Annotated in this window: 14 protein-coding genes; 8 read left to right on the forward strand and 6 right to left on the reverse strand. The window is 69.5% G+C overall.

Annotation, left to right across the window (positions count from 1 at the left end; all coding sequences use genetic code 11):
• Positions 1-16 precede the first annotated feature (16 nt).
• From FHS55_RS18320 to FHS55_RS18340, 5 genes are all read left to right on the forward strand, one after another.
• Positions 17-1,081 (forward strand): ligase-associated DNA damage response exonuclease, encoded by a 1,065-nt coding sequence (locus FHS55_RS18320; RefSeq protein ID WP_183191240.1) that lies wholly within the window; start codon positions 17-19, stop codon positions 1,079-1,081.
• Entirely contained in the window at positions 1,078-2,877 is a 1,800-nt protein-coding gene (locus FHS55_RS18325) for a cisplatin damage response ATP-dependent DNA ligase (protein ID WP_183191241.1), read from the forward strand. The genes FHS55_RS18320 and FHS55_RS18325 overlap by 4 nt, the downstream gene beginning before the upstream one ends.
• 4 nt (positions 2,878-2,881) lie before the next feature.
• The gene (locus tag FHS55_RS18330; RefSeq protein ID WP_183191242.1) at positions 2,882-3,151 is read left to right on the forward strand and encodes a DUF6460 domain-containing protein; all 270 of its coding nucleotides are present in this window, start codon (positions 2,882-2,884) and stop codon (positions 3,149-3,151) included.
• 4 nt (positions 3,152-3,155) lie between these two features.
• Positions 3,156-4,496, forward strand: coding sequence for an MATE family efflux transporter (locus FHS55_RS18335; protein WP_343056267.1), 1,341 nt, complete (start codon positions 3,156-3,158; stop codon positions 4,494-4,496).
• Positions 4,497-4,580: 84 nt separating this feature from the next.
• Positions 4,581-5,087 carry a c-type cytochrome, methanol metabolism-related gene (locus tag FHS55_RS18340; protein WP_183191378.1) on the forward strand — a complete coding sequence of 169 codons (507 nt, stop codon included), beginning with the start codon at positions 4,581-4,583 and terminating at the stop codon, positions 5,085-5,087.
• A 9-nt stretch (positions 5,088-5,096) separates the two neighbouring features.
• Here FHS55_RS18340 and FHS55_RS18345 read toward each other — a convergent pair whose 3' ends face one another.
• Both FHS55_RS18345 and FHS55_RS18350 read right to left on the reverse strand, forming a co-directional pair.
• Positions 5,097-6,173, reverse strand: coding sequence for a quinone-dependent dihydroorotate dehydrogenase (locus tag FHS55_RS18345; RefSeq protein WP_183191244.1), 1,077 nt, complete (start codon positions 6,171-6,173; stop codon positions 5,097-5,099).
• A gap of 32 nt (positions 6,174-6,205) precedes the next feature.
• The gene (locus FHS55_RS18350) at positions 6,206-6,565 is read right to left on the reverse strand and encodes a DUF952 domain-containing protein (protein ID WP_183191245.1); all 360 of its coding nucleotides are present in this window, start codon (positions 6,563-6,565) and stop codon (positions 6,206-6,208) included.
• A gap of 425 nt (positions 6,566-6,990) precedes the next feature.
• Between FHS55_RS18350 and FHS55_RS18355 the strand changes: the two genes are divergently transcribed.
• The gene (locus FHS55_RS18355) at positions 6,991-7,617 is read left to right on the forward strand and encodes a S24 family peptidase (RefSeq protein WP_183191246.1); all 627 of its coding nucleotides are present in this window, start codon (positions 6,991-6,993) and stop codon (positions 7,615-7,617) included.
• 57 nt (positions 7,618-7,674) lie between these two features.
• Here FHS55_RS18355 and FHS55_RS18360 read toward each other — a convergent pair whose 3' ends face one another.
• Entirely contained in the window at positions 7,675-7,932 is a 258-nt protein-coding gene (locus tag FHS55_RS18360) for a YMGG-like glycine zipper-containing protein (RefSeq protein ID WP_183191247.1), read from the reverse strand.
• A gap of 240 nt (positions 7,933-8,172) precedes the next feature.
• Here FHS55_RS18360 and FHS55_RS18365 point away from each other — a divergent pair, with 240 nt between their 5' ends.
• Positions 8,173-8,808: a peroxiredoxin gene (locus tag FHS55_RS18365; RefSeq protein ID WP_183191248.1), complete on the forward strand. Its 636-nt coding sequence runs from the start codon at positions 8,173-8,175 to the stop codon at positions 8,806-8,808.
• A 154-nt stretch (positions 8,809-8,962) separates the two neighbouring features.
• On the opposite strand, the gene FHS55_RS18370 is transcribed toward FHS55_RS18365, so the two are convergent.
• From FHS55_RS18370 to def, 3 genes are all read right to left on the reverse strand, one after another.
• On the reverse strand, positions 8,963-9,424 hold the full coding sequence (locus FHS55_RS18370; RefSeq protein ID WP_183191249.1) for a GNAT family N-acetyltransferase: 462 nt from the start codon (positions 9,422-9,424) through the stop codon (positions 8,963-8,965).
• Entirely contained in the window at positions 9,421-10,350 is a 930-nt protein-coding gene (gene fmt, locus FHS55_RS18375) for a methionyl-tRNA formyltransferase (protein ID WP_183191250.1), read from the reverse strand. Before fmt ends, FHS55_RS18370 begins: the two co-directional genes overlap by 4 nt.
• Before the next feature lie 76 nt (positions 10,351-10,426).
• A complete protein-coding gene (def, locus tag FHS55_RS18380; protein WP_183191251.1) occupies positions 10,427-10,969 on the reverse strand; it encodes a peptide deformylase in 543 nt (180 codons plus the stop codon).
• Positions 10,970-11,078: 109 nt separating this feature from the next.
• Between def and FHS55_RS18385 the strand changes: the two genes are divergently transcribed.
• The gene (locus FHS55_RS18385; protein WP_183191252.1) at positions 11,079-12,293 is read left to right on the forward strand and encodes a DNA recombination protein RmuC; all 1,215 of its coding nucleotides are present in this window, start codon (positions 11,079-11,081) and stop codon (positions 12,291-12,293) included.
• Positions 12,294-12,403: the final 110 nt, after the last annotated feature.

A 12,403-nucleotide genomic window follows, 5' to 3' on the forward strand; every position in this document is an offset into this window, starting at 1 on the left:
CTATATAGGTTCCGCGATGCGCCCGGAAGAGCTTCTCCATTCGACCCCGCAGGGCCTCTACTCGCCCGCCGGCGGCTTCTACATCGATCCCACGCGCCCGGTTCCCCGCGCGCTGATCACCCATGGCCATTCCGACCATGCCCGCGCCGGCCACGGCGCCGTGATGGCGACGCGCGAGACGCTCGACATCATGGCGATCCGCTATGGCGAAGCCTTTGCCGGCGCGACGCAGGTCGCGCCCTATGGCGCCCGGCAGGAGGTGAACGGCGTCGCCGTCACCTTCCACCCGGCCGGGCATATTCTCGGCTCGGCGCAGATCGCGCTCGACTGGAAGGGCTGCACCATCGTCGCCTCGGGCGACTACAAGCCGGGCGCCGATCCCACCGCCGCGCCGTTCGAGCCGGTGCGCTGCCATGTGTTCATCTCGGAGGCGACCTTCGGCCTGCCGGTGTTCCGCCATCCCGACCCGCTCAAGGAGACGGAAAAGCTCACCGCTTCGCTGGCGCTCTTCCCCGAGCGGGCGCATCTGGTCGGCGCCTATGCGCTCGGCAAGGCGCAGCGGGTGATGGCGCTGCTGCGCGCCGCCGGCTACACCCGGCCCATTCTCATGCATGGCGCGATGGAGCGGCTGACAGCCTATTACGCCGCGGAGGGCATCGATCTCGGCGAGGTCCGCCTCGCCCGCGACGCGTCGCCGGCGGAGCGGGCCGGCGCGGTAGTCATCTGCCCGCCGAGCGCGCTGGGCGACGTGTGGTCGCGCCGGTTCGGCGATCCCGTCACCGCCTTCGCCTCGGGGTGGATGCGCATTCGCGCCCGCGCCCGCCAGAACGGCGTGGAACTGCCGCTGATCCTTTCCGACCATGCGGACTGGGACGATCTCCAGGCCGCCATCCTCGCCACCGGCTGCGAGGAACTCTGGGTCACGCATGGGCAGGAAGACGCGCTGGTGCACTGGGCCGGGCTTGCCGGCCTGCGCGCCCGGCCGCTGCACATGGTGGGCTATGGCGAGGAGGAGGCGGACAACGCCGCCGCGCCCGATGCGCCCGCGCCCGCCGCAGGCGACGGCGAGGCCTCCGCATGAACCGCTTCGCCGCCCTGATCGACCGCCTCGCCTATGAGCCGCGCCGCAACGGCAAGATCGCGCTGATCGCCGATTATTTTCGCCACACGCCGGATCCCGAGCGCGGCTGGGCGCTCGCCGCGCTGACCGGCGCGCTCACCTTCCGCAATGCCAAGGCGGGGCTGATCCGCCAGCTGATCGCCGAACGTACCGACCCCGTGCTGTTCGCCCTCTCCTATGATTATGTCGGCGACCTCTCCGAGACCGTCGCGCTGATGTGGCCGGCCCCGCCGCGGCGAAGTGAGGAAGGCCCCTCACCCGCCCCTCCCCCCCTGGGGGAGAGGGCATTGGAAACGTCCTCGGGAAATGGCGAGGAGGACGTCCCGCTCGAAGCCATCGTCCACGCCTTCACCCATATGGGCCGCGCCGAACTGCCGGCCGTGCTCGCCGCCCTGCTGGACCGGCTGGACGAGACCGGGCGCTGGGCGCTGCTCAAGCTCATCACCGGCGGCCTGCGCATCGGCGTCTCGGCCCGCCTCGCCAAGACGGCGGTGGCGACGCTGGGGAGCCTCGCGCCGGACGATATCGAACTGGTCTGGCCGGGCATGGCGCCGCCCTATGAGAGCCTCTTCGCCTGGGCGGAGGGAACCGGCCCGCGCCCGCAGACCGACGACCCCGCCCCGTTCCGCCCGGTCATGCTGTCGCACGCCATCGAGGACGCGGATTTCGCCGCGCTCGACGCCGCCCAATTCCGCGCCGAATGGAAATGGGACGGCATCCGCGTGCAGGCCGTGCGCGGCCGGGGGGCGGACGGGCGGCATGTCACGCGGCTCTACAGCCGCACCGGTGAGGATATCTCGCCCGCCTTTCCTGATCTGGCGCAGGCGCTCGCCTTCGACGGGGCGGTGGATGGCGAATTGCTGGTCCTGCGCGAGGGTCGGGTGCAGTCCTTCAACGTCCTGCAGCAGCGGCTCAACCGCAAGGCCGTCTCACCCAAGCTCATGCTCGACTATCCCGCGCATATCCGCGCCTATGACCTTCTGGTCGCGGAGGGCGAGGATCTGCGCGACCTGCCCTTCGAGGCCCGCCGCGCCCGGCTGGAGGCGCTGGTCGCCGCCCATCCGGCGCAGGAGGGGCTCGACCATTCCCGGCTCGATCTCTCGCCGCTGGTGCCCTTCACCAGCTGGGACGCCCTTGCCGCCGCCCGAGCCGACCCCGGAGCCCATGGCGCGGGCGCGGATGCCGAGGCAGTGGAGGGCGTGATGCTGAAGCGCGCCGACAGCCCCTATCTGCCCGGCCGCCCCAAGGGCCCGTGGTGGAAATGGAAGCGCGATCCGCACAGCGTCGATGCGGTGCTGATGTACGCCCAGCGCGGCCATGGCAAGCGTTCGTCCTTCTATTCCGACTACACGTTCGGGGTGTGGACGGGGGAAACCTCGGGGACGGGCGAACTGGTGCCGGTCGGCAAGGCCTATTTCGGCTTCACCGACGCCGAACTCGCCGAGATCGATCGTTTCGTGCGGCGCAACACCGTCAATCGCTTCGGGCCGGTGCGCGAAGTGGTGCACACGCCGACCGAGGGGCTGGTGCTGGAAATCGCGTTCGAGGGACTGGCGCGCTCGCCCCGCCACCGCTCGGGCCTTGCCATGCGCTTCCCCCGTGTCGCCCGCCTGCGCTGGGACAAGCCGCCCGGCGAGGCCGACCGGCTGGCGACGCTGGAGGCGATGATCGGCACCGGGGATGGCGAGCGCGAGCGCGCTCCCCGCCGCCCCTCCCGCGTGGTAGGGAAGCGGCCGGCACCATCCGAGGGAGCGTGAGTCGATGGCCGAGAACCCGTTCGCCCGCTGGATGGGCGGCTCGCCCCTATGGGTGCTCATGCGGCTGCTGCTGCTCTCGCTGGTGGTCGGCGTCATCCTCTCCGCGCTCGGGCTGGATCCGATGAACATCTTCACCAGCCTGGAGCGGCTGGTGCGCCACCTGTTCAGCTTCGGCTTCGACACGATCGAGCGGCTGTGGCGCTATGTCGTGCTCGGCGCGGTCATCGTCATCCCGCTCTGGCTCATCACCCGCCTCGCCAGCCGGGGCAAGTAGGCCGGTGAACTTCGCGCCCGCCGGCCGGGTGGAGGTGACCTCCCGGCGCTTTCTCACCCTCGCGCTTCCCGCCACGCTGGCGCAGATGACGACGCCGCTGCTCGGCCTGGTGGCCACCGGCGCCATCGGCCGGCTGGGCGATGCGGTGCTGCTCGGCGCGGTGGCGGTCGGGGCGCTGCTGTTCGACTTCGCGTTCTGGATCTTCGGCTCGCTGCGCATGGGCACGGCGGGGCTGACAGCGCAGGCGCTCGGGCGCGGCGAGAGCGTGGAACTGCGCGCCGTGCTCTACCGCGCGCTGGTTATTTCCGCCGCCATCGGCGTGGTGCTGATCGCGCTCAACGTGCCGATCGGCACCGCCGCCTTCACCCTGATGGGGGCGAGCGAGGGAGTGCACGCCGCCGCCGCTCTGTATTTCTCGGTGCGCATCCTCTCGGCCCCGTTCGCCATCGGCAATTTCGCGCTGCTGGGCTGGCTGGTCGGCATCGCCCGCACCGATATCGGCCTCGGGCTGCAGATCCTGATCGCCGGGGTGAATGCGGCCGCCACCGTGCTGTTCGTGCTGTACTGGGATTTCGGCATTGCCGGCGCCGCGGCCGCCAACGTTCTGGCCGAGATCACCGGCACGCTGATCGGCCTTGGCGCCGCGGCCCGGCTGATGGGCGCGAACTGGCGCGCGCCGTGGCGCATCGTGCTGGACCGCGCCCGGCTGGTCGAGACCCTCGCCGTCAACAGCGACATCATGATCCGCACCGGCCTGCTGATGGCGGTGCTGGTGTTCTTCACCAGCCAGGGCGCGCGGACGGACGACGTGACGCTGGCCGCCAATGCCGTGCTGTTCAACATCGTTATGGTCGCCGCCTTCTTCCTCGACGGCTTCGCCACCGCCGCCGAGCAGATCTGCGGCCAGAGCGTGGGGGCACGAGACCATCCCGGCTTCCGCCGCGCCGTGCGGATGGCGCTCGGCTGGGGCTTCGGCTTCGCGCTGCCGGCGACGCTGGCGCTGGTCCTGTGGGGCGGTGCGTTCATCGACCTGCTCACCGCCAATCCTGAGGTGCGCGCGCTCGGCCGCGAATTCCTGCCGCTGGCCGCGCTGACGCCGCTGTTCGGGGTCGCCGCCTTCGCCTATGACGGCATCTATGCCGGCTCCACATGGTCGCGCGACATGCGCAACATGATGCTGCCGGCGGTGGCGCTGTATTTCCTCGTCTGGTGGCTCACCCTGCCGCTCGGCAATACCGGGCTGTGGCTCGCCTATCTCGCCTTCATGGGCGGACGCGGCCTGTTCCAGGCGCTGCGCATGCCGGCGCTGGAGCGGCGGACCTTCGCCCGACCCTTGCCGGCTTGACGGCCGGCGGGGGCGGCGGGAGGATCACGCCGCCGGCCCTTCAGGCAAGAATAACAGGCCGGAGAGCGGGAGGATGTCATGCACATGCGCACCGCCACGGCTGCCGTGGCGCTTCTGCTCGCGTTCGCGCTTCCGGTAGCCGCCGACGGCTCGGGCGATTCGACCGCCGTGAGCACGCGCGACGGCGAGTACATCGACAAGGCCGGCAACCCGACCTTCAAGATCGACAAGGACGGCACGGTCGACTGGTACACGTCGGTCGGCTACATCCGCTACACCGCCAATTGCATGCAGTGCCACGGCCCGGACGGGCTCGGCTCAAGCTTCGCCCCGTCTCTGGTCGACGCCCTGCGGACGCTTGTCTACAGCCAGTTCGTCGATACCGTGACGAACGGCAAGACGAATGTCAGCGCGAGCCAGGATCTCGTGATGCCGGCCTTCGGGGTGAACCCGAACGTGATGTGCTATCTCGACGCCATCTTCGTCTATCTCAGGGCGCGCTCGGACGGCGCGCTCGAACGCGGACCGCCGCCGAAGAACGCCCCCAAGCCCGCCGGCTACAGCGCCGCGGAGAACGCCTGCATGGGGTGAGATCGCCGGTCAGCCCGGAAACGGCGTGACCACGATATCGCGCGCGCGCCGGCCGGTCAGCGCGGCGAGCGTCGTTTTCTCCTTGGCGAGGCGCGCGGCGATGCCCTGCTTGAGGCGCGGCACCAGGCCGAGGCCTTCATAGACCAGCGCCGAATAGAGCTGGATGAGGCTCGCCCCCGCCTCGATCTTGGCGAGAGCCGTCTCGGCGCTGTCGATCCCGCCCACGCCGATGAGCGGGAAGGCGCCGTCGGTGCGCACATAGGTCTCCGCCAGCATGCGTGTCGAGAGCGCGAAGAGCGGCCGGCCGGACAGGCCGCCGGTCTCGCCCCGGTGCTTCGAGGCGAGGCCCGCCGGGCGCGCGATGGTGGTATTGGAAACGATCAGCCCGTCGATCCGCCGCCGCCGCGCCACCTGCACCACGCCGTCGAGATGGGCGAGCGCGAGATCGGGCGCGATCTTGAGCAGCAGCGGCACGCGCGGGGCGAGGCGGTCGCGCGCCTCGATAAGGCGGGCCAGCAGGTCGTCCAGCGCGCGCTCCTCCTGCAGGTCGCGCAGGCCCGGCGTATTGGGCGAGGAGACATTGGCGGTGAAATAGGTGGCGAGGCCGGCAAAGGCCTCGATCCCCGCGACATAATCGGCCGCGCGGTCGGTGCTGTCCTTGTTGGCCCCGACATTGACGCCGACAATGCCCGGCCGGCCCGCCCGCGCCGCGAGCCGCCCCCGGGCGGGACCATGGCCGCCGCTGTTGAAGCCATAGCGGTTGATCACCGCGCGGTCCTGCGTGAGGCGGAAATTGCGCGGGCGCGGATTGCCGGGCTGCGGGCGCGGGGTGATGGTGCCGACCTCGACGAAGCCGAAGCCGATGCCGAGCATGGCGTCCGGCACCTCGGCCTCCTTGTCGAAGCCGGCCGCCAGCCCCACCGGGTTGGGAAAGCGCAGGCCGAAAGCCTCGACGACGAGGCGCGGATCCTCCGCCGGCGCCGGCCGGGGCGGCAACACGGCGAGCGCGCGGATGGCGAGGCCGTGCGCGGTCTCGGGATCGAGCAGCCGCGCGAAGGGCAAGGCGAAGTCGGCGAGCGTGCTCATCAAACCATGCTCCGGATGTCGGCCGTCGAAGGTCAGCCTGCCAGTTCAGGAAAAACGTGCCGCCCGTCCGCACCGAGCGGCAGCGGGCGTACCCACGCCACCGCATGGAGCGGGAGAGCGGCATAGAGATGGGGAAACAGCGCGCCCCCGCGCGAGGGCTCCCAGCATAGCGCGGCGGGGTCCAGCGCCGGAGTGCGCACCGCGACCAGCAGCAGGTCCTCGTGACCGGCAAAGTGCCGGGCCGCGGTCTCCGCCACCTGCGCCCGCGTGGAAAAGTGGATGAAGCCGTCGGCGATATCCACCGGTGCGCCCACAAAGCGTCCCGCCGCCTCCGCTTCCTGCCAGAGCCCGCGCGGGGCAATCTTGTAGATGAGCGTGTCAGTCGTCGTCATGTTCGGCGCCTCGCGGCTCGCCAAGGTCGGCACGGCTCGCCAAGATCGGCTCGCCCAGTCGGCGCGGCCCGCCCGCGCCTGAGACAGGCCTCTAGCTTCACCCGGCCACGCTGGCAATGGATGAGCAGAGGCCTTCACAGGAGGGCCGCGACGTTTTCTCAAGAACCGGCACCGATGGCGCAGGGAAACGACGTGCCCCGCCCTGCCGCTCAGCCCTTTGCCGGCGTCGTTTCGATCGGTGGCCATGCGTGAAAGCGATATGGCGCATGGACTCATGAGCCGCTTTATAGCGGGTGTCGGCGCGGCGCTCCAGATGCGCGAGCGTGCATTCGAATGCACGTTAAAGTAGCAATTTGTCTGGACTTGCCTTCAAATAGGTTCTAATTCCCAGACTCGGACAAAATCCCCGAATCTCAGGTGGCGCCATGCTGACCCATGCCCAGATTTGGCGTGCCGTCGACCGTCTGGCGCAACAGCACGGCTTGAGCACCTCGGCGCTCGCCCGTCGCGCGGGGCTCGATCCGACCGCCTTCAACCGCTCCAAGCGCGAAGCTCCCGATGGGCGGCCGCGCTGGCCCTCCACCGAAAGCATCGCCAAGGTTCTGGCCTCCACCGGCACCGGCATCGACGATTTCATGACGCTGGTGACGGGCGCGGCCGGCGCACGGCGCGCGATTCCCCTCATCGGCTTCGCGCAGGCCGGGGCGGGCGGCTATTTCGACGATGCCGGCTTTCCCGCCGGCGGCGCCTGGGAAGAGATCGAGTTTCCCAATGTCGGCGACGAGCACGCCTATGCGTTGGAAATAGCTGGCGATTCCATGCTGCCGCTCTATCGCGACGGCGATATCGTGGTGGTGTCACCCACCGCGCCGGTGCGGCGCGGCGACCGCGTCATCGTCAAGACGCGCGAGGGGGAGGTGCTGGCGAAGGAACTCAAGCGCCGCACCGCGCGCACGCTGGAGCTGCGCTCGCTCAATCCCGATCACGCCGACCGGACCTTGCAGGAGAAGGACATCGCCTGGGTCGCGCGCGTGCTGTGGGCCAGCCAGTAGAAGGCTGGCCCACGCCGACGCACCGGGGCGAGAACCCGCCCCGGCATATGGCCTCGTTCAGCAGCGAACGGCGATCGCGTTGCCGTAGCGATCGCGCGTCCAGCATTCGCGCGGAGTAGTCGCGGCGCCGATGACCGCGCCGGTGCCGGCACCCACCGCCGCACCCACGGCCGCGCCCGTCCCGCCGCCGGCAATGCCGCCGATGATCGCTCCGGTGCCGCCGCCGATCAGCGCACCGCCGGTCGCGCGGCGCTCGGTGGTCGTGCAGGCGGCCATGCTCAGCGCGACAGCGGATATGGCGATGATTTTCAGCATGTGTTTTCTCCCCGGGACACTCGCCGCCCCCACATGGACGGCACCATGCGGCTGGGCGCCGCATCACCAACGCGGTAACGTGGAAGGGGCCGGATGGTTCCGGGCGGGTAGCCCCATCCGTGGCTTCACCTATGCGATCCACTCTTTCCCAGGGCCCGAAGATACGATAATCATATTTATATATATGATTTATATACTAAACTGCCGCGATCACGCGCCTGACTGTGCCTGGAGGCCATCATGACCATCCGCCTTGGAGACGTCGTCCCCGATTTCGAAGCCGAGACCACCGAAGGTCCGATCAAGTTCCATGAATGGCTCGGCGATTCCTGGGGCGTGCTGTTCTCCCACCCCCGGAACTTCACCCCCGTCTGCACCACCGAACTCGGGCAGGTCGCGCGGCTGAAGCCGGAATTCGACCGCCGCAATGTGAAGGTCATCGGCCTGTCGGTCGACCCGCTCGCCGCGCATGACGTGTGGGCCGCCGATATCGCGGAGACCCAGGGCTACGCCCCGAACTTCCCGCTCATCGCCGACCCGGACCGCAAGGTCGCCGACCTCTACGACATGATCCACCCCAACGCGTCCGACACGATGACGGTGCGCTCCGTATTCGTCGTCGGGCCGGACAAGAAGCTCAAGCTCTCGCTTACCTACCCCGCGAGCGCGGGGCGCAACTTCGACGAGATCCTGCGGGTGATCGATTCGCTGCAGCTCACCGCCACGTACGGCGTCGCCACACCGGCGAACTGGAAGGACGGCGATGATGTGATCATCACCCCCGCGGTCAGCGACGAAGCGGCGAAGGAGAAGTTTCCGCAGGGCTGGAAAACCCTGAAGCCCTATCTGCGCATCGTCGCCCAGCCGGGCAAGTGAGGTCAGGACATCCGGGCCGGGGGTCGTAGCGACGAACCGGGATCGCCCCCCATGGGGCACCATCCCGGCGGCGGCGCTCCCGGATCCGACAGATGCCTGCCGCGCGGCCATTCCCGGGCGGACCGATCACCCCCCCGATCGGCCCGCCTTTTCGTCAGCGGTTGATCAACTTGCGATACTGGATGAAGCCCGTGCGCTCGGCGACGGCGTTGTAGAGCCGCTGCGCCGTGGTGTTGGTCTCGTGGGTCAGCCAGTAGACCTTCACCGCCCCCTGAGCCGCCGCATCGGCATGGACATGGTCGATCAGCGCGCGCCCCACGCCCTTGCCGCGCTGGTCACCATCGACGAACAGGTCGTTGAGATAGCAGTAATCGCCCTCCGCCCAGGTCGAGCGGTGGAACAGCCAGTGCACCAGGCCGACCGCGCGGCCGTCCGTGTCGAAGGCGAGCGCCCCGCGCACCGGCTCGGCTGGGTCCATCAGGCGCGCCCACGTGGTCTGCGTCACCGCTTCCGGCAGTTCGGCCTCGTAGAAGGTGAGATAGGCCTGCCAGAGCGGGCGCCAGATCGCCTCGTCATCCGTGCCGAGTGGCCGGATCGCGCCGTTTGTCGAGCTCATGCCAGTATCCTTCCCTTCATCGATCCCGCGCCGCGCAGGAACTCGGCGGCCGCCATCGCCCGCCCGCCGGCCTTCTGCACCTCGACCAGCCGCACCGCGCCCGCGCCGCAGGCAATGGCCAGGCCGTCATCCAGCACCTCGCCGGACATCGCGCCTTCGCGGCGCGCCTCGCCCGCCAGCGTGGAGCGCAGCACCTTCACCCGCGCCCCGTCGAGCTCGAACCAGGCGCCGGGGAACGGCGCGAGCCCGCGTATGTGGTTGTGCACGTCCCGCGCCGGCTGCCGCCAGTCGATGCGGGTCTCGCCCTTCTCGATCTTGGCGGCATAGGTGACGCCGGCCTCCGGCTGCGGCGTGAAGCCGAGCGCGCCGCGCTCCAACGCCGCCAGAGCCCGGCCGATCAGGTCGCCGCCGGTGATCATCAGCCGGTCATGCAGTTCGCCCGCCGTCATGTCCGGCCCGATGGCGACGCGCTCGACGAGTCCGACCGGCCCGGTATCGAGCCCGGCTTCCATCTTCATCACCGCGATGCCGGTTTCCATGTCGCCTGCCATGATGGCGCGCTGGATCGGCGCGGCCCCGCGCCAGCGCGGCAGCAGCGAGGCATGCAGGTTGAGACAGCCCAGTCGCGGCAGGTCGAGGATCGCCTGCGGCAGCAAGCGCCCATAGGCCACCACCACGGCCACATCCGCCTCATGGCCGGCGAAGGTGGTGACAGCCTCCTCGCCGCGCAGCGTGGAGGGGGTGAGAACGGGGATGCCCAGCCGCTCGGCGGCACGGTGCACCGGCGATGGCACGAGATCCAGCCCGCGCCGCCCGCCCGCCGCCGGCGCGCGGGAATAGACGGCCACCACCTCGTGGCCGCTGCCGACGATCTCGACCAGCGTCGGCACCGCGAAATCGGGCGTGCCCATGAAGACGATGCGCATGGAAGCTCCAGCGGGCACGGAATGCGGGGGACGGGATGCGAGGCTCACGGCATGGAGACACGCGGAGCGGGCGGGATCAGGCCCCGTCGCGCTCCTTCTCCTTGGCGAGCTTGGTGAATTTCTTCATCACCCGGTCGCGCTTGAGCTTGGAGATGTGGTCGATGAACAGCACGCCATCGAGATGGTCGACCTCGTGCTGGACGCAGGTCGCGAACAGCCCGTCCGCCTCGACCTCCTGGGTCTCGCCGTTCAGGTCGAGATAGCGCACCCTCACCCGCTTCGGGCGTTCGACATCCGAATAATAATCGGGAATCGACAGGCAGCCCTCCTGATAGACCGACATTTCCTCGGAGACGCCGATGATCTCCGGGTTGATCAGGGCCACCGGGCGCTTCTTCTCTTCCTCGTCGGCCTCGCTGTCGCGCGCGCCGACATCGATGGTGATGATGCGCTCGGGAATGCCGACCTGGATGGCGGCAAGGCCGACGCCCGGCGCGTCATACATGGTCTCGAACATGTCTTCGACGATGGCGCGCACGCGCGCGTCGACGCGCGTGACGGGATCGGAGATCAGCCGCAGACGGTTATCGGGAAGGATGACGAGAGGACGAATGGACATGGTGCTGAAATAAGCGCTGCCCCCGCCGCGGTCAACGGAACGGTAACCCACGAGATGGCAATGTTCACTTTTCGTTCGCATGAGAAATGAAATCTGCTAGAAGGCCCGCATGGATCAGGTCCTGTTCGTTCTCGGCGGCTATCCCGTCACCCTCCTCGAAGCAGGCGCCTGTGCCGTGGCGCTTGGCCTGCTCATGCTGCTCGCGCTGCTGAGGGCGGTGGCCGTGGGGGCGCGCCGCAACGCACAGGAGGCCGACGAGCAGGCCCGCCGCGCCGAGGACCTGGAGGAGCAACTCGCCGCGCTCGCCCGCACCCAGGCCGAGACGATCGGCCGGGTGCAGTCCATGGCCGAAGTGCTGGCGCAGCGCCAGGGCGACCTCGCCCGCGCCGTCGCCGACCGGCTGGACGCCTCCTCGCATCGCGTGGGGGAGAGCCTCGCCCGCTCGGCCGAGGCGACGCACGAGAATCTCAGCCGGCTGAACGAGCGGCTCGCCGTGGTGGAACAGGCCCGCGTGAGCCTGGGCGAACTTTCCGGCCAGGTGATGAGCCTGCGCGAGACGCTGGCCAACAAGCAGGCGCGCGGCGCCTTCGGCGAAGGCCGGCTGCAGGCGATCGTCGCCGACGGATTGCCGCGCGACAGCTATGCCTTCCAGCACACGCTCGCCAGCGGGCGCCGCGCCGACTGCGCCATCTTCCTGCCGGGCGACGGCCGGCCGCTGCTGATCGATTCCAAGTTCCCGCTGGAAGCCATCACCGCCTTCCGCGAGGCCGCGACTCCCGAGGCGCGCAAACAGGCGGAGACGCGGCTGAAAGGCGATGTCGGCAAGCATATCGGCGACATTGCCGAGCGCTATCTCGTCAGCGGCGAGACACAGGATATCGCGCTGATGTTCGTGCCCTCCGAATCGGTCTTCGGCGAGTTGCACGAACATTTCGACGAGGTGATCCAGCGCGCCTTCCGCGCCCGGGTGATCCTGGTCTCGCCCTCGCTGCTCATGCTCGCGGTTCAGGTGGTGCAGGCCATCTGCAAGGATGCGCGCATGCGCGAGCAGGCCGACCTCATCCGCGCCGAATGCGGCAAGCTGGTTGCCGACGTGGTGCGGCTGCGCGATCGGGTCGGCAATATCGCCCGCCATTTCGGCCAGGCCAGCGAGGACGTGGCGCAGGCGCTGACCTCCGCCGACAAGATCGCCCGGCGCGGCGCCCGCATCGAGCAGCTGGAATTCGACGCCGACACCGGCGCGGAGAGCGCCGCTACGGAACGCGCCGAACCGCTGCCCGACCCGCTCTCGCTGCCCCTCGGCCGGCGCGGCGCGGCGCAATAGCGTCCTCACAAGGGTGTGCCGCGGCCCCGGCTTAAACGGGGCCGCCGGTTGGGGCCGGACCGCTCACCGCGTTTTTCATCCTTCCAATTCGCGAAAGCCGCGTTCTCTGA

This window comes from Ancylobacter tetraedralis (assembly GCF_014195655.1).
GTDB classification, from domain to species: domain Bacteria; phylum Pseudomonadota; class Alphaproteobacteria; order Rhizobiales; family Xanthobacteraceae; genus Ancylobacter; species Ancylobacter tetraedralis.